Genomic DNA, 15,448 nt, shown 5'->3' on the forward strand with positions numbered 1-15,448 from the left:
AGTCTCGATGCATGGCCACCTCACCGAAGCACGTCTCGGAGCACTCGCGGAGACACTTCCTCGGGCTGACGGCGGGTGCGGTCGGCATGGCGGGAGCGGCATCGCTGCTCCCGCCATCGCTGCTGTCGGCGGTGGCACAGGCGCGCCCCGCAGGGTCGATCGACGACGTCGAGCACGTGGTGATCCTGATGCAGGAGAACCGGTCCTTCGACCATTACTTCGGCACCATGAAGGGAGTCCGCGGCTTCGCCGACAACTCGGCCAAGCCCGGAGTCTTCACGCAGGACGGAATCCGCCCGTTCCTGGCGCGGGACGCCGCCAACCGCGGGTCCCTGTCCGTCGAGTATCTGGCGTCACTGCCGCACGAGTGGGCCGACGGGCAACGGGCCCTCCGCCACGGGCACTGTGACGGGTGGATCGCGGCGAAGGGCACCGCCACCATGGCGTGTTACAACCGGCAGGACATCCCGTTTCACCACGCCCTCGCCGAGACGTTCACCATCTGTGACGGGTACTTCGCGTCGTCGCCGACCGGGACCGGCACCAACCGCAACTACTTGTTCTCCGGGAAGTCCGGGTACGAGCCGTGGGGCGCCCGGTCGGTCGGCAACGAGATGTACGCCCCGGTCCACCCCGGACTCGCGTGGGACACGTACGCCGAAATGCTGCAGCGCGCAGGCGTCGACTGGCGCGTCTACCAGGAGTGGGACAACTTCACCGACAACAATCTCGACTTCTTCACGACGTTCCGCGCGATCGGGCGCGATGCAGTGCTGCGCGCCGGTCAACTCGGGATCGATCTCACCGGCTTCTACTCGCTGCTGATCGCGAACGGCCGGAAGGGGCCGCACGGCGACGTCCTGCCGTCTGCGGACCAGCGTGCGCGTGTCAGAGCGGTGCATCGCGCCGCACGATCCCTCGGTCGACGCCAGGCCGAGCTCTACAACCGCGCGTTGTTTCGCAGCGAGCCGGGGACCCTGATCTCACGCTTCCGGAGTGACGTCGAGAACAACCGGCTGCCCGCCGTCTCCTGGATCGTGGCGCCCGAGGCCGATTCCGAGCATCCGAAGAGTTCGTCGCCGATTCAGTCAGCCAACGTGGTGTACCGCCTGCTCGACGCGTTGGCTTCCACTCCCGAGGTGTGGCGCAAGACGGCAGTGATTCTGAACTACGACGAGTTCGACGGTTACTTCGACCACGTAGTGCCGCCGATGCCCCCGAAGGGCGAACCGGACGAGTGGTGGGAAGGCGATCCGATGGGCTTCGGGTTCCGGGTGCCGATGACGATCGTGTCGCCGTGGACGGTGGGCGGCCGGGTCTCGTCCGAGGTGTTCGATCACACGTCGGTCGTCCGCTTCCTCGAGCGGGTGACCGGAGTGCGGTGTCCGAACATCTCGGCGTGGCGGCGGAAGGTGAGCGGCGATCTGGTCTCAACACTCGACTTCGGTCGCTCCGGCGGCCTCCAGGTTCCCGAGGCTCCCGGTCCGCCGCCTGCGTTCCACAAACGGTGGACGGCGAAACCCGCCGGCGGATTCCCCGAGCAGGAGGCGGGTGTCGCCACTGCACTGCCCACGCCGTACCGCCTCTCGGCGAACGTGGTGAACGGCGCCGTCGAACTGATCAACGACGGCGACCGTGCCGCTGTGTTCGCCGTGTTCCACGACGGTGACGTCACGCACGCGACCGTACGCGGCACCCGGCGAATCCGTCTGCCCCGCACCACGAACCACGTGGTGATAACCGGCCCCGACCGTTTCCTGCGCGACCTCCACTTCACTCCGGGCGGGTCCAGTGCGCTAGTTGAACTCGATCACGACGCAGGCAGTGTCCGTGTGGACGGCCGCACGGTCTCGACGCGGGAGAGTTGGTACGAGGTGACCGTCGCCCACACGCACGGACGGCAGTACTTCACCGGGCGCCTCGAAAGCGGCCGGGTGACGACTACGTCGCCGTTGCGCCGCTGACTCGCCGCTCACCCGCCACCACGTCGACACCGCCTCGACACCCCGCGCTCCTAGCGTCTGGAGATCGTGGCGACATCCCCCGAAACGGTTTCCGAACACTCCCGCAGGCATTTTCTCGGACTGACCGCAGGCGCCGTCGGCGCGGCGGCCGCGGCGACCCTCCTCCCGCAGTCGCTGATCAACGCGGTCGCCAAAGGGCGCCCCGCCGGCGGTCTTCGCGATGTGGAGCACGTGGTGGTCCTCATGCAGGAGAACCGGTCTTTCGACCACTACTTCGGCGCCCTGCGCGGAGTTCGAGGGTTCGCTGACAATTCGGCCCTGCCCGGCGTCTTCGATCAAGACGGCGTCCACCCGTTCCTCGCAAGGTCGGCAGCGAACCGTGGCGATCTGTCCGTCGAGTACCTCGCCTCACTCCCCCACAGCTGGCCCGACGGCCACCAGGCCCTCAATGGAGGACGCTGCGACGGCTGGGTCGGGGCGAAGGGCAAGGCGACGATGGCCGCCTACGACCGGAGGGACATCGGTTTCCACTACGCGCTCGCTGAGACGTTCACCGTGTGCGACGCCTACTTCGCGTCGTGCCCCACATCGACCAGCCCCAACCGCAACTTCCTGTTCTCCGGCACCACCGGATTCGAACCCTACGGTCCTCGCGCAGTCGGGAACGACGCCTACGACAGCGCACACCCCGGGTACTTCTGGAAGTCGTACGCCGAGAGCCTGCACGACGCCGGTGTGGACTGGCGGGTGTACCAGGAGTGGGACAACTTCACCGACAACAACCTCGACTTCTTCGCGAGTCTGCGCACGATTGGGCGTGCATCGATCGCGAACGCGGGTCTCGGCATCGACGATCTCACCGGGTTCTATGCCGATCTGCTCGAGAAATCGTCGGCCGGTTCGGACGGTGTCTACCGGACGACCGACGCCCAGCGTCGTGCCGCACAATCGGTGCACGATTCGGCCGCCCGTCTCGGCGGAAAGTACGCCGACCTCTACAACCGAGCCCTGTATCGCGGCGAGCCCGGCAGTCTCGTGAGCCGTTTCCGAGAGGACGTCGAGAAGAACTCGCTCCCGACGATCTCGTGGATCGTGACATCGGCGGCCGATTCCGAACACCCCGGATCGTCGTCGCCGATCCAGTCGTCGACCATCACCTACCAGTTGCTCGACGCATTGGCCTCGAATCCCGCGGTCTGGAACAAGACCGCAGTGCTCCTGAACTTCGACGAGTTCGACGGGTACTTCGACCACGTGGTGCCGCCGTTGCCGCCGGAAGGCGAACCCGACGAGTGGTGGGCCGGCAAGCCGATGGGACTGGGGTTCCGCGTTCCGATGACGATCGTGTCGCCGTGGACAGTCGGTGGGCGAGTCTCCTCGGAGGTGTTCGACCACACCTCGGTCGTACGGTTCATGGAGCGCGTGACCGGCGTTCGGTGCCCGAACATCTCCCGCTGGCGGCGCAAAGTGTGCGGCGACCTGGTCTCCACATTCGATTTCAGCCGGTCGGACGGCTACCGCGCGCCGTCGAAGCCCGGAAGGGTTCCGGCGTTCGTCGAACGGTGGAACGCCGAGCCCGGCGGCGACGTCCCCGTCCAGGAGTCAGGCGACGCGGTCGCGCTGCCCACGCCATATCGCCTCTCCGCGAACGTGACGGAGGGCGTCCTCACTCTGACCAACGAAGGTTCACGCGCCGCGGTGTTCGGCGTCTTCCACAACGGCAGGGCCGAACACCACACGGTCACCGACCGGCGACGCGTGACGCTGCCGTCGGGAACCGATCACGTCGTTGTGACGGGACCCGACCGGTTCCTGCGTGATCTGCACTTCCGTCCCGGCGGGTCGACGGCCCGAGTGACGCTCAATCACGCCGCCGGACGGATCACTGTGAACGGACGCGATGTGACGTCGACCGCGGTCCGGAACAGTTGGTATGAGGTGAGCGTCGCCGACACCTCCGGGCGGCAGTACTTCACCGGCCGTCTCGAGAACGGCCGTCGGACGCGCACCTCGCCGCTTCACCGTGATCTAGGTCGCGACTAGATAGCCGAGCCAGGCGGCGACAGCGGCGAGCGCCCCGGCGAGTTCGATGACGATCAGAAGGCCGACTGTCTTAGTGGCGGTGATGCCGCCGGTCCAGCCCGCCTTCAGGTCTTTCAGTCGGACGGCTTCGGCTACGACAGTGCCCACGATGAAACCGAGCGGCAGCCCGATGACGGGCACCACGAAGAACCCGATGATGCCGAGCAGTCCGCCGACGACGAGTGACCAGCGTCCGACGTCCGACTTCGCGAGCGATCGCCCGCCGATCACGTACTTGACGATCCAGGCGATCGCCATGCACGCCACGGCCGCGGCGAACACCCACCATGCGGTGCCGCCGGAGAGGATCGCCCAGATCAGGATTCCGGCCGCGACCAGCACTGTTCCCGGTAGCAGTGGCACGACGATGCCGACGAGCCCCACCGCCATGAGGACGCTGACTCCGGCATATGCCCAGGTGTTCACATCGACCATGTAAGCAGGCCGTGGCATACGGTGGGGACCGTGGTTCTCGACGTCACGCCCGCCGGGCGCTTCGCTCCGTCGCCGTCCGGCGATCTGCACATCGGAAATCTGCGGACCGCGGTCCTCGCCGATCTGTTCGCCCGCACGTCGGGCCGACGGTTCCTCATGCGTGTGGAAGACCTCGACCGCGTGCGCGAGGGCGCCGAGGAGCGTCAGCTCGCCGACCTCGCAGCGCTCGGCATCCGGTGGGCCGAGCCGGTGATCCGTCAGTCCGAGCGCCGCGATGTGTACACCGCGGTGGTCGACGGATTGACCGCGGAAGGTCGCACTTTCGAGTGCTTCTGCACGCGCCGGGAGATCCTCGACGCACCGTCCGCGCCGCACGCCCCGCAGGGCGCCTACCCCGGCACCTGCCGCGACCTGACCGATGCCGAGCGTGATGAGCGGCGCCGCACCCGCCCGGCGGCGATCCGGTTGCGTGCCGATGTCACGGAGTTCACCGTCCACGATGCGCTGCACGGTCCGTTCACCGGCGACGTCGACGACTTCGTCCTGCGTCGCAACGACGGGACGCCCGCGTACAACCTGGCCGTGGTCGTCGACGACACCGCGACCGGCGTCGACCAGGTGGTCAGGGGCGACGACTTGCTGAGCTCGGCACCCCGGCAGGCCTATCTCGCGACGCTACTCAGTGCGACGCCGCCGGAGTACGTGCACGTCCCGATGGTCCTGAACAGGAACGGAGCGCGTCTGGCCAAACGGGACGGCGCCGTCACTCTGTCCGACCTCGCCGAGCAGGGAGTCGACTCGGCCGGGGTCCTGTCCATGATCGCGGCGTCGCTGGGCATGGCCGGCGAGGGTGAGGCGGTCACCATCGACGTCCTCGCATCACGCTTCGACCCGGCCCGACTTCCTCGCGAACCGTGGGTGTTCGAGCCACGCACAGGGTCCGGGCATGGCGGTGCCCCCGCCTGAGCAGCTCAGGCGGGGTTGCGCACCACGTCGACCCCGGGTGGGGCCGGTGGTCCCGGTGGTGGTGCCGGGATTCGGCAGGAGAGCCACTTCTCCACTGCCGATCCGGACTGGGTGGCCCGGATCGCCGGGAGGAGCTTCTCCGGCTGCAGCGAGTGGTTGACCTTCCACGGCTCGTTCGAGCCGGTGGGTCGCCAGCCGACCCGGCCCTTGAACGGGCCCGAGGTCAGGATGGTGGTCTCCCATCCGCCGGGTGTGGTGGAGACGCTGCGGTTATGTCCTCCGCACGCACCGCCCAGGTGGTCGATGTCGGTCGGGCCGCCGTCTTGCCAGTCGGGCATGTGATGCGCCTGGGTGCGGGACCACGGGGTGGTGCAGCCGGGTGCGGTGCAGCCGCGGTCCCGGCCGAACAAAGCTAGGCGTTGCGCCAGCGACGCCAGACGCTTGCCGCGACCCAGGTACAGAACCTGCGACGACTGGCCCTCGAACACTTCGAGCCACGGGGTCGCGTCGACGGCGAGGTCGACCAGATCGGCCACGGGCAGACGCGTGCCGGTCGCGGTGACCGCAACACCTGCCCGGTTTTCGAGGTCTTCGAGCGATGCGGTGACCACCAAATGCGACGGGAGGGCGACGGAGTCGCCGAGGGCGCCGTTGGCGAGGAGGTGGTCGAGCATTGCTTCGAGTGCGTCATGGTTGCGCTGGGACTGCGACCGGACATCCCGTTCGCGGGCGGCGGAGAGTGCCTCGGCGTCGGCGCCGTAGGCGGCGCCGCGGGGTGACTCGGGGTCGTCGGGGTTGTTCATCCCGGGTTCTGCCCAGAGGGTGAGGATTGCTTCGAGCTTGGCGCGAAGCGCCGGCGACAGTTGTGCCCGGATCTTGGACATCAGGCGCTTGTCCTGCGGTTGGATCGCGAATCCTCGGGTCCGGGCGCGGTCAGCGTCGTCAGTCAGGGAGCCGTCGGGGTCGAGGTGGGCCAGGATGCGGCGTCCGACTTCGCGGGTGCCCTCCGGGGTCAGGTCGCGGGACAGTTCGGCGAGCTCAGCTTCGGCACGAGCCTTGTCCTCGGCCGGGATGGCGGCGGGGATCTCCTCGATCACGGCGACGATCTCATTGACGTGGTCGACCGACAGGTCGCCATCGGCAACGGCGGCGGCGGTGGCCGGCAAGACCGGGTCAAGCTGATCGCCGGAGAAGTTGTACATCGGGCTGATCGCCAACGCCGCAGTCAGACGGCGCTTGCTCGCCCCGACACCGAGGCGCAGCGCGGAAGTCAGGTACTTGCCCGGCGTCTGCGCTCCCGCCTTGCGGTACGCGCCGCGGGTAGAGACCTCCGCGAAGAGGCGGGCGTCCACGCCGTCCGCCCGACGGTGCGAACGCTCAAGAACATCCGCAGCGAGCAGGACATCGTCGTCGGTCATCGCCGTAAGCGACACCGACGAGAGCTTCGCGGCCACCTCATCCTGCAGGTGAGCCAGTTCGAGAGGCGAATCGGGGAGATCAAATGTGTCGATCATGGCGTTCGCCCCCCCCTTCAGAGAGCCTTGGGTAGTGTCCGGTTTTGCTGTTATCTCCAGTGTAAACCTATTGTGCGACAAATCATAGCGTTTTCGTAAATCCGTTCGATTCTGGGGAAAGCCAGTCGTTCCAACTGTTCTCCAAGCGACGACTCCTACGCTGAGCGTGTTCACGACGTCATCGGCGGCGTCGGAAGTTTCCGGACATCACTGGACCAGGAGGACTGAAGTGACAATCTCTACTCTCATGCGCGGACTCGTCGTCACCGCATCGGCCTGCGCGCTTGTCGTAGGAGTCGCCTCGTGCAGCAAGGACGACTCGTCGAGCAGCTCCGCTTCCACCACGAGCAACTCGACGACGCCCACGGCGACCACCAGCTCTGCTCCGACGACGTCCAGCAGCACGGGTGCGAACCCGACGATCGCCGACTACATCAAAGAACAGGGCATCACCGAGACGAAGGCGACCCCGGGAGAGGACGGTGCTCCCAGCGTCGACATGCCTACACCCGACGGCTGGGCACAGGTCGAGAAGAGCGACCTGCCCGAGTACGCCCTCGGCGCGATCAAGTACTCCGGCGCTCAGGGCTCCAACTACACCGCGAACATCGTGGCGTTGTTCTCGAAACTGACCGGCCCCGTCGACGTGGACAAGCTCTTCGAACTCGCGCCGGGCGAACTCCGCAACCTCGACGACTTCAGTGAGATCGGGTCGGGACACAAGTCCACGCTGTCCGGATTCGGGTCGTACAAGATGGCCGGGCAGTACACCCTCAAGGGCATGACGGTGCTCACCGCGCAGCAGACCGTCGTCATCGAGGCCGCCGACGCCGTGTACGTCCTCCAGCTGAACGCCACCAGCAATGAGGATCAGGCCGACGCGCTGCAGAAGGCCATGGACCAGATCGACGAGCAGACCAAGATCACCGCATAGGTGTCACGCGAGTACGGACCCGACACCGCGAAGGTGTCGGGTCCGTACGTGGCCTGGAAGGGTCAGAGCTGGTCGATGCGGACGAGGTTGCCCGACGGGTCGCGGAACGCGCAGTCGCGGACCCCGTAGTTCTGGTCGGTCGGCTCCTGCACCACGTCGGCTCCGGCCGCGGCGACCTTCTCGAACAGCGCGTCGAGGTCGTCGGAGGCGAGAGTCACCGCGCCGTACGACCCCTTCGCCATGAGATCGAGGATGGTCGCCCGCTCGGCGTCGGTGATGCCGGGGTCGACGGCCGGCGGGTGAAGCACGATCGACACGTCGCTCTGCCCGACGGGTCCCAAGGTGATCCACCGGAGGTCGTTGTAGCCGACGTCCTTACGGACCTCGAAGCCGAGCATGTCGCGGTAGAACTTCAGCGATTCGTCGGCGTCGTTGTGAGGGAGGAATGCGTACTGGATCTTCACGTTCATGGTCATGCCGTCGACGTTATTCGGCGGTCGGACGACGCGCTTCTCGATTCCTGACCGGTCTTGCGACCTGTTTGGCGAGGCATGCGGGGACGCCGTCCCATTCGCTCCCGTTGTTGCGCTGATACACGCTCGGCGGCACGCCGACGAGCTCGGTGAATCTGGTGCTGAACGTCCCCAGCGACGACGACCCGACCGCGAAGCAGACCTCGGTCACAGACATGTCGCCCCGCCTGAGCAACGTCATCGCACGTTCCACCCGCCGCGTCATCAGATACGAGTACGGCGATTCCCCGTAGACACGTTTGAACTCGCGGCTCAGGTGGCCTGCCGACATGAACACGCCGCTCGCGAGTTCTTCCACGTTGAGCGGCTTGTCGAATTCGCGGTCGATCCGGTCCCGAACCCGACGCATCGCGACGACAGTCTGCCGTCTGGTGTCCCGATCGTCGGCCATGGCCCGCCCGCTCAGCTGTTGCGGCCGCGCGCGGCGACAGTCCATCGTCCGACGACGAGCCCGCCGCGCGCCACCGCGACGTCGTCGACGAGGTTCAACACCGGGCACACGTGGTTGGGGACAACCCGGATGCGCGAGCCGAGCGCCGGCAGCGCCGCACGCTTGGGGAACTCGACCGTCGCGTGGTGCTCCGACAGGGCCGTGACTCGCGCGTCCGGATGATCGCGCAGCCGCGCGAACCCGGTGGTCCACCCCGGACGGTCGCTGCCGAGCACTTTGCTTCCGGAGTCGAGGACGATGCGGCGGTTGGCCGGGCCCTCGTGCCTGCTGACAACCGTGGCGAGCACGGTGAGCGCGATGTCGTCGGGTTCGATACGCCCGAGCTCCCACTGCTGGGCGTCGCCGAACACGTAGACGCCCGGCCGGGCTTCGGTGAGCACGTCGGCGTCGGACAGCAGCGCGCTCGGAGTGGACCCACCACTGCGGACGTCCACGCGGAATCCGGCCTCGGTGAGGAGGTCGGCCGCATCCCGCAGAGTTGTCGCCTCCTGCGTCGCCGCGGGCACCTGAGCGTCGGGCCCGTAGCTGTGGCCGGGGAAGGTGAACACACCGCTCACCCGCAGGCCCGCATCGGCGGCGGCCTTCGCGACGTCGACCACGTCGTCGACGAGCGCGCCGGTGCGGTGATGCCCGCTGTCGACCTCGATGACCACTTCGACCCTGGAGACGGCATCGCCGAGCAGCCGCGCCGCGGTCACCGCGGCCGGCGCGGAGTCGATTCCGAATGAGATGTCCACCCGCTTCGCGAGTGCTGCGAGTCGCGCGGCTGACGACCGTGTGAGCCACAGCGGGTAGGCGATGAACAGATCGTCGACCCCGGCGTCGGCGAAGACCTCCGCCTCGCCGATCGTCGCGACGGACAGCCCGACGGCCCCTGCCTTGATCTGCTTGTGAGCGATCTCGACGATCTTGTGCGTTTTGGCGTGGGGTCGCAGGTCGACGCCCTTGGCGGCCATCGCATCGGCCATCGCGGCGATGTTCCGGTCCAGGACATCGGCGTCGACGATCACAGTCGGAGTGCCGACCATGTCACCCATTGCGCTTGGTCCCCGCGTAGTAGCGGCCGAGGAACTCGTCGCGGTACTCGACGTAGTTCCCGTCCTCGATCGCCTTGCGAGCTCGGTCGACGAGCGTGATGGTGAACGACAGGTTGTGCAGTGTCGCCAAGGTCGACGCCAGTCCTTCCTTCGCCTTGAACAGGTGATGCAGGTAGGCCCGCGTGTACTGGGTGGAGTAGTTGTCGAGTTCCGCGTCGAGCGGAGTGAAATCGCGTTTGAACTTGGCGTTCGTGATGTTGTAGCGGCCGTCGAACGAGTAGATGGCCCCGTTGCGCGCGACGCGCGTCGGGGAGACGCAGTCGAAGGTGTCGGCGCCGTTCTCGATGGCAGTGAAGATGTCGTCCGGCTCGCTGATGCCGAGCAGGTGCCGGGGTGCGTCGTCGGGCATCTCGTCGGTGACCCACCCGACGATGGTGCCGAGGTTGTCTTTCTCAAGGGCGCCGCCGATGCCGTAGCCGCCGAAACCCTTGCCGCCGTTGTCGCGGTCGATGCGACTCAGTTCCACGAGGTCGCGTGTGGCCTTGCGCCGCAGGTCCTCGTACTGGGCACCCTGAATCACTCCCCACAGCGCCTGCTGCGGGCGGTGTGAACGCTCGGTCGACAGCCTGTTGTGCTCGGCCAGGCAGCGGATGGCCCACTGCCGGGTCCGCTCCAGCGACTGCTCCTGGTACCCGCGGGTGTTCATCAGCGTGGTGAGTTCGTCGAACGCGAAGATGATGTCGGCGCCGAGCTGGTGCTGGATCTGCATCGACACCTCCGGGGTGAACCGGTGGCTGGTGCCGTCGATGTGCGATTTGAAGGTGACGCCGTCGTCGTCGACGTTCGCCAGGCGCTCTTTGCCCTCGGCGATGATCGTGTCGTCCTGCGGACCGGTCGCGTCCATCGAGATGACCTTCTTGAACCCGACGCCGAGCGACATCACCTGAAAGCCGCCACTGTCGGTGTACGTCGGTCCGGGCCAGTTCATGAAGCGCCCGAGACCACCCGCTTCGTCGACGATGTCGGAGCCGGGTTGCAGGTACAGGTGGTAGGCGTTCGCCAGCACGGCCTGCGCCCCGAGCGCTGCCACCTGTTCGGGCACCACGGTCTTCACCGTCGCCTTGGTTCCGACGGGCACAAAAGCCGGCGTCTGGATCTCTCCGTGCGGAGTGACGATGGTGCCGGTACGACCGGCCGTCCCGTCGAGGGTGGAACGCCGGATGAACTCACTGCTGGTCACGAGGACCCATTGTTCCAGGTTCGCTACCGTGGGGACCATGATGACTCGCACGATGAAGCTCGCCGCAACCGCAGTCCTGGGCCTCGCGCTCGCCGGAACCGTCGCCGCATGCGGTGACGAGACCGCTGCCCCGAGCGCCGAGTCGACGTCGACCACCGCGGCGGTCACTCCCCCGACCGACCGCAGTGTCCCCGTCGTGCCAGGTCGCAAGCCCACATCGGAGACGGCCACCACTCCGGAGTCGAGCACCCCGGACGATGCGAAGTCGTGCGGACCGGCGAAGGGCCCCGACGGAGCGCTGCAGATCCATCTCGTCGAGGGCGACGTGACGTGCGCGACCGCGAAGGCCATCGCGAAGGAGTACAGCCCGCTCATCGCGACCGGTCAGACGCAGAAGGTCCGCGACTGGGAGTGCGGCCCGTCCACCGTCACCGGTGAACTCGCCCGATGCACCTACGACTCCAAGGCCTTCGCCCTGGTCCCGTAGCCACCTGGATCTACGCGAGCGCCTGCGCGACGCGTTCGAGCTGAGCGACGCGGCTGCCCTTCACCAGGACCGCGTCGCCCTCGGACAGGTCACCGAGTGCCGCGACGGCCCCCGCTACGTCCGCCACGTGGATCACTCCGGTGTCGCCGTAGGCGGGTTCGTCGACGGCGATGACGGTGATCCCCAGTTCCGTCGCCTGGCGCGCAACGTCCCGGTGGGCGGCCGGACCGTCTGCGCCGAGCTCGGCCATCGTCCCGACAACGGCGAAACGTCGCCGTGCGTCGAGGCGATGCAGCGACGAGAGACCGGCGATCATCGACGTCGGGTTCGCGTTGTAGGCGTCGTTGATCACCGTGACGCCCGCAGCCGTTGTGCTCATCTCCATGCGGAGCCCGGAGAGCGCGGCATCGTTCAACCCGGACGGCAGGGCTTCGAGCGGAACGCCGAGCCCACACGCAGCGGCGGCCGCAGCCAGCGCGTTCGGGACTTGGTGCTCGCCACGTGCCTGCAGCGCGACCGGCGTCGAACCCCAAGGGCTGTGCAGCGTGAACGATGGTCGGAGCTGCGCGTCGAGCACCACATCGGTGGCGCGGACGTCGGCGTCGTCGGCGACCCCGTACGTGAGGACCCGCGCCTGCGTGCGCGACCGCATGGCCTTGACCACCGCGTGATCGGCGTTGAGGACTGCGATTCCGTCGGTGGGCAGTGATTCGACGAGTTCGCCCTTGGCTTGAGCGACGTCGTCGAGGGTTCCGAACATCTCCAAGTGGACGGCTTCGACGCGGGTGATGACACCGACCGTCGGGGACGCGATGCCACAAAGAAGCGCGATGTGCCCGACTCCTCGCGCGCCCATCTCGAGGACGACGGCCTCAGTGTCGTCGGGCGCACCGAGAAGCGTGAGCGGCAGGCCCAGTTCGTTGTTGAACGACTTCTCACTGGCCGCCGTGCGGTACGTGGTCGCGAGGACACCTGCGAGCAGATCCTTCGTCGACGTCTTGCCGACGGACCCGGTCACACCGACGACCCGCGGTGGAAGTGACGCGCGGACCGCCCGACCGATGTCTGCGAGGGCAACTGCGGTGTCGGAGACCTGCACAGCTGTTGCACTCACCGCGGGATCCGGTGCGCGGTCTGTCAGGTAGACGGTGGCGCCAGCGTCGACGGCGACCGGAATGAAATCGTGACCGTCACGCGCTGCGACGATCGGCACGAACAGCTGACCGGGGGCGATAGTGCGCGAGTCGATACTCGCCGAAACGACCTGGACGTCCGGCCCGTGAAGGGTTCCAGCGGTGGCTGCTGCGATCTGACTGGCGAGGAGGTGCACGAAGAGAAACGCTACAGGCGAACACGTATCCTGGCACCCATGAGCACCCCCCTGCTGCGCTTGGTCGTCCTCTACGGCGGAGTGTCCGCCGAGCACGACGTGTCGCGGGTTACCGCCGCCCACGTGCTGGCCGCCGCCGACACCGACAAGTACGTCCTCGTCCCCGTCGGGATCGACAAGACCGGCGTGTGGCATCGCAACGACGCCGCCGCCGCAGCCCTCGCTGCAGGCGAGACGCTGCCGAACCGTCTCGACATCGAAGGCCCCGAAGTCGATCCGCTGTCCGTGATCCGCGGCACCGATTCCGAGATCACCGTCGTTCTCCCGCTGCTGCACGGTCCGCACGGCGAAGACGGCACGGTCCAGGGCATGCTCGAACTGCTCAAGACTCCGTACGTCGGCTGTGGTGTCCTGTCGTCCGCCCTCTGCATGGACAAGGCGATGGCCAAGGAGGTCGCGGCGCGAGCGGGGATTCCGCAGTGCGCATGGATCACCTTCCGCGACGGCGTGGACGATGCCCGCACTGTCGTCGACCAGGCGGTTGAAGAACTAGGCCTCCCGGTGTTCGTGAAGCCCGCGAACATGGGCTCGTCGGTCGGCGTCTCACGCGCGACCACGCCCGACGAGCTCGACAAGGCCATCAATCTCGCTCTCCACTACGACGACGTGGTCGTCATCGAGGAAGCCGTCGCCGGGCGCGAGATCGAGGTCGGTGTGCTCGGCAACACCGCGCCGGACACCACGCTTCCCGGGGAGATCAAGCCGGGCAGTGATTTCTACGACTACGAGGACAAGTACGTCACCGGTGCTGCCGAGCTGATGATCCCGGCGCCGTTGTCCGACGCCGCGATCGCCGAAGTGCGCGATCTGGCGGCCGACGCCTACGTCGCGCTGCGCTGCGCCGGCATGGCTCGGGTGGACTTCTTCTATGAAGAGGACGGCCGCGGATGGCTTCTCAACGAGATCAACACCATCCCCGGCTTCACCCCCGCATCGATGTACCCGAAGATGTGGGAGGCGTCGGGCATCGCCTACCCCGACCTCATCGACCGGCTCGTCACCCTCGCCCTCGAGGTGCATCGTCGGCGTAGTTCGTTCTCGACCGACCACTGACCCGCCGTAGAACGTTGGCGACTTTTCCCGGCCCCAGCGGGAAGAACGTCGTCGCCAACGTTCTCGGTCACTGCCCATACAGGTAGGCGCCCCGGGGATTCTCGTGGATGGTGAACCGTTCGCCGCTGAGGTTTCCGACCCGCATCCACAGCGGCCTCGTCACGCCTTCGACCACATCGACGACACTGGACGCCCGTCGCGTGTCCCAGCGGCCGAACCACCGACACGCGACCGCTACTCGATGAGTGCCGGGGGCGACCTCGAATGTCGCCGTCGCCCGCCACGGGACGACGTGCTCAGCACCGTCGATGTCGACGACTGCACTGGCCATACGGCGAAACAGCGCCGATGCGAATCGTGCGGAGTCGATGGTCACGGCGATGGCGGTCATGACTGACACGCTAGGCGAACGCGAGTAGGAGTCGCTCTGCTCAGGGCGCAGTGGCGCGCGCGAGAAAGTCCTCGAATACGGCGAACATCGGAGCATCCAACTCGAACCGGAGCACTTGGAAGTCGACGTGTGCACCCCGCGCGGACAGGACCACGCGGACACTGCCCGACGCAGGCTTCGACTTGACCGCGAGGAAATCCAGGTCGTAGACGAAGGTGCCCGGCTCCCAGCGAGGTGTGGACACGATCAAGAAGTCTCGATCCCGGGTGACGTTCAGATCGGGGGCGAGCCGCAGTCGTTCGTATTTCTCAGTCATCGGAACGTCTCCCTGGAATTGGAAAAGGCCCCCGACCTGCAATGCAGATCGGGGGCCTCGAGCGGTGGCGGAGGGATTTGAACCCCCGGTGCAGGGTTACTACACACGACATTTCGAGTGTCGCACCTTCGGCCGCTCGGACACGCCACCGGGAAGAACTATACGGCAGAGGTCCGGTCGCACGAAATCAGCTGGTCAGAGCTAGTTTCCGCGATATTCGACTACTTGTCGGTCGGCGTTCCAGGAGCGCTGCCCGGACCACCTGACCCGCCACCGGTCAGCTTGTCGGCGAACTCGGTCACCTTGGTGACAGCCGTGTTGACCGCACTCTGCACCTGCTCGTTCGCTGCGACCTCGTTGACCTTGTCCACCGCGGTGTTGACGGCGTTCTGGACGTGCTCGTTCGCAGCGATCTCGCTGACCTTGCCCATCGCGGTGTTGACGGCGCCTTGAACGTGTTCGTTGGCGGCGATCTCATCGATCTTCGTGCGCGCCGTCTCGACGGCGGCCTTCACCTGCTCACTCTCGGCGATCTCGTTGACCTTGCCGCGGACGACCTCGACGACCTCGTTGACCTTGTCCATCGGATCAGACATGACGTTTCCTTTCGGAGTCCTGGTGGGCTGTGCGCCCGCACCACCAGTGTGCCGCAGAT

At 66.9% G+C, this 15,448-nt stretch carries 16 protein-coding genes and 1 tRNA gene; 6 read left to right on the forward strand and 11 right to left on the reverse strand.

Going from position 1 to position 15,448, the window contains the following annotated elements; translation table 11 throughout:
* The first annotated feature begins 11 nt into the window (after positions 1 to 11).
* Entirely contained in the window at positions 12 to 1,964 is a 1,953-nt protein-coding gene (locus tag JVX90_RS17060; RefSeq protein ID WP_205329868.1) for an alkaline phosphatase family protein, read from the forward strand.
* A 66-nt stretch (positions 1,965 to 2,030) separates the two neighbouring features.
* A complete protein-coding gene (locus JVX90_RS17065) occupies positions 2,031 to 4,007 on the forward strand; it encodes an alkaline phosphatase family protein (RefSeq protein ID WP_205329869.1) in 1,977 nt (658 codons plus the stop codon).
* On the opposite strand, the gene JVX90_RS17070 is transcribed toward JVX90_RS17065, so the two are convergent.
* Positions 3,993 to 4,472, reverse strand: coding sequence for a DUF456 domain-containing protein (locus JVX90_RS17070; protein ID WP_240193937.1), 480 nt, complete (start codon positions 4,470 to 4,472; stop codon positions 3,993 to 3,995). The genes JVX90_RS17065 and JVX90_RS17070 overlap by 15 nt on opposite strands.
* A 30-nt stretch (positions 4,473 to 4,502) precedes the next feature.
* Here JVX90_RS17070 and gluQRS point away from each other — a divergent pair, with 30 nt between their 5' ends.
* A complete protein-coding gene (gene gluQRS, locus JVX90_RS17075) occupies positions 4,503 to 5,447 on the forward strand; it encodes a tRNA glutamyl-Q(34) synthetase GluQRS (RefSeq protein WP_205329870.1) in 945 nt (314 codons plus the stop codon).
* 5 nt (positions 5,448 to 5,452) lie between these two features.
* Here gluQRS and JVX90_RS17080 read toward each other — a convergent pair whose 3' ends face one another.
* Entirely contained in the window at positions 5,453 to 6,961 is a 1,509-nt protein-coding gene (locus JVX90_RS17080; protein WP_205329871.1) for an HNH endonuclease signature motif containing protein, read from the reverse strand.
* A 229-nt stretch (positions 6,962 to 7,190) separates the two neighbouring features.
* Between JVX90_RS17080 and JVX90_RS17085 the strand changes: the two genes are divergently transcribed.
* Complete coding sequence (locus JVX90_RS17085) at positions 7,191 to 7,895, forward strand: LpqN/LpqT family lipoprotein (RefSeq protein ID WP_205329872.1); 705 nt, start codon at positions 7,191 to 7,193, stop codon at positions 7,893 to 7,895.
* Positions 7,896 to 7,957: 62 nt separating this feature from the next.
* On the opposite strand, the gene JVX90_RS17090 is transcribed toward JVX90_RS17085, so the two are convergent.
* The 4 genes from JVX90_RS17090 to tgt are packed head-to-tail and all read right to left on the reverse strand — an operon-like array spanning position 7,958 to position 11,195.
* Positions 7,958 to 8,365 carry a VOC family protein gene (locus JVX90_RS17090; RefSeq protein ID WP_205332473.1) on the reverse strand — a complete coding sequence of 136 codons (408 nt, stop codon included), beginning with the start codon at positions 8,363 to 8,365 and terminating at the stop codon, positions 7,958 to 7,960.
* Positions 8,366 to 8,381: 16 nt separating this feature from the next.
* Positions 8,382 to 8,819 (reverse strand): AraC family transcriptional regulator, encoded by a 438-nt coding sequence (locus JVX90_RS17095; protein WP_205329873.1) that lies wholly within the window; start codon positions 8,817 to 8,819, stop codon positions 8,382 to 8,384.
* An 11-nt stretch (positions 8,820 to 8,830) separates the two neighbouring features.
* On the reverse strand, positions 8,831 to 9,916 hold the full coding sequence (locus JVX90_RS17100; RefSeq protein ID WP_205329874.1) for an alanine racemase: 1,086 nt from the start codon (positions 9,914 to 9,916) through the stop codon (positions 8,831 to 8,833).
* Positions 9,909 to 11,195, reverse strand: coding sequence for a tRNA guanosine(34) transglycosylase Tgt (gene tgt / locus JVX90_RS17105; protein WP_205329875.1), 1,287 nt, complete (start codon positions 11,193 to 11,195; stop codon positions 9,909 to 9,911). The genes JVX90_RS17100 and tgt overlap by 8 nt, the downstream gene beginning before the upstream one ends.
* Here tgt and JVX90_RS17110 point away from each other — a divergent pair.
* Positions 11,194 to 11,643 carry a hypothetical protein gene (locus JVX90_RS17110; RefSeq protein WP_240193938.1) on the forward strand — a complete coding sequence of 150 codons (450 nt, stop codon included), beginning with the start codon at positions 11,194 to 11,196 and terminating at the stop codon, positions 11,641 to 11,643. The genes tgt and JVX90_RS17110 overlap by 2 nt on opposite strands.
* 10 nt (positions 11,644 to 11,653) lie before the next feature.
* Here the strand turns inward: JVX90_RS17110 and murF are convergent, their stop codons facing one another.
* Positions 11,654 to 12,973 (reverse strand): UDP-N-acetylmuramoyl-tripeptide--D-alanyl-D-alanine ligase, encoded by a 1,320-nt coding sequence (murF, locus tag JVX90_RS17115; protein WP_205329876.1) that lies wholly within the window; start codon positions 12,971 to 12,973, stop codon positions 11,654 to 11,656.
* A 39-nt stretch (positions 12,974 to 13,012) separates the two neighbouring features.
* Here murF and JVX90_RS17120 point away from each other — a divergent pair, with 39 nt between their 5' ends.
* Positions 13,013 to 14,086 carry a D-alanine--D-alanine ligase family protein gene (locus JVX90_RS17120; protein ID WP_205329877.1) on the forward strand — a complete coding sequence of 358 codons (1,074 nt, stop codon included), beginning with the start codon at positions 13,013 to 13,015 and terminating at the stop codon, positions 14,084 to 14,086.
* A gap of 67 nt (positions 14,087 to 14,153) precedes the next feature.
* On the opposite strand, the gene JVX90_RS17125 is transcribed toward JVX90_RS17120, so the two are convergent.
* From JVX90_RS17125 to JVX90_RS17140, 4 genes are all read right to left on the reverse strand, one after another.
* Positions 14,154 to 14,477 (reverse strand): hypothetical protein, encoded by a 324-nt coding sequence (locus tag JVX90_RS17125; protein WP_205329878.1) that lies wholly within the window; start codon positions 14,475 to 14,477, stop codon positions 14,154 to 14,156.
* Positions 14,478 to 14,517: 40 nt separating this feature from the next.
* Positions 14,518 to 14,793: a hypothetical protein gene (locus tag JVX90_RS17130; protein WP_205329879.1), complete on the reverse strand. Its 276-nt coding sequence runs from the start codon at positions 14,791 to 14,793 to the stop codon at positions 14,518 to 14,520.
* A gap of 62 nt (positions 14,794 to 14,855) precedes the next feature.
* Positions 14,856 to 14,943, reverse strand: a tRNA-Ser gene (locus tag JVX90_RS17135).
* A gap of 71 nt (positions 14,944 to 15,014) precedes the next feature.
* The gene (locus JVX90_RS17140) at positions 15,015 to 15,389 is read right to left on the reverse strand and encodes a mannosyltransferase (protein ID WP_205329880.1); all 375 of its coding nucleotides are present in this window, start codon (positions 15,387 to 15,389) and stop codon (positions 15,015 to 15,017) included.
* Positions 15,390 to 15,448 lie beyond the last annotated feature (59 nt).

This window comes from Gordonia sp. PDNC005, assembly GCF_016919385.1.
Lineage (GTDB): Bacteria > Actinomycetota > Actinomycetes > Mycobacteriales > Mycobacteriaceae > Gordonia.

Coding starts and splice junctions, on each gene's coding strand:
- JVX90_RS17060 (WP_205329868.1), top strand. CDS start 12: ATGGCCACCTCACCGAAGCACGTCTCGGAGCACTCGCGGAGACACTTC.
- JVX90_RS17080 (WP_205329871.1), bottom strand. CDS start 6,961: ATGATCGACACATTTGATCTCCCCGATTCGCCTCTCGAACTGGCTCAC.
- JVX90_RS17090 (WP_205332473.1), bottom strand. CDS start 8,365: ATGAACGTGAAGATCCAGTACGCATTCCTCCCTCACAACGACGCCGAC.
- JVX90_RS17095 (WP_205329873.1), bottom strand. CDS start 8,819: ATGGCCGACGATCGGGACACCAGACGGCAGACTGTCGTCGCGATGCGT.
- JVX90_RS17100 (WP_205329874.1), bottom strand. CDS start 9,916: ATGGGTGACATGGTCGGCACTCCGACTGTGATCGTCGACGCCGATGTC.
- JVX90_RS17110 (WP_240193938.1), top strand. CDS start 11,194: ATGATGACTCGCACGATGAAGCTCGCCGCAACCGCAGTCCTGGGCCTC.
- tgt (WP_205329875.1), bottom strand. CDS start 11,195: ATGGTCCCCACGGTAGCGAACCTGGAACAATGGGTCCTCGTGACCAGC.
- JVX90_RS17120 (WP_205329877.1), top strand. CDS start 13,013: ATGAGCACCCCCCTGCTGCGCTTGGTCGTCCTCTACGGCGGAGTGTCC.
- JVX90_RS17125 (WP_205329878.1), bottom strand. CDS start 14,477: ATGACCGCCATCGCCGTGACCATCGACTCCGCACGATTCGCATCGGCG.
- JVX90_RS17130 (WP_205329879.1), bottom strand. CDS start 14,793: ATGACTGAGAAATACGAACGACTGCGGCTCGCCCCCGATCTGAACGTC.
- JVX90_RS17140 (WP_205329880.1), bottom strand. CDS start 15,389: ATGTCTGATCCGATGGACAAGGTCAACGAGGTCGTCGAGGTCGTCCGC.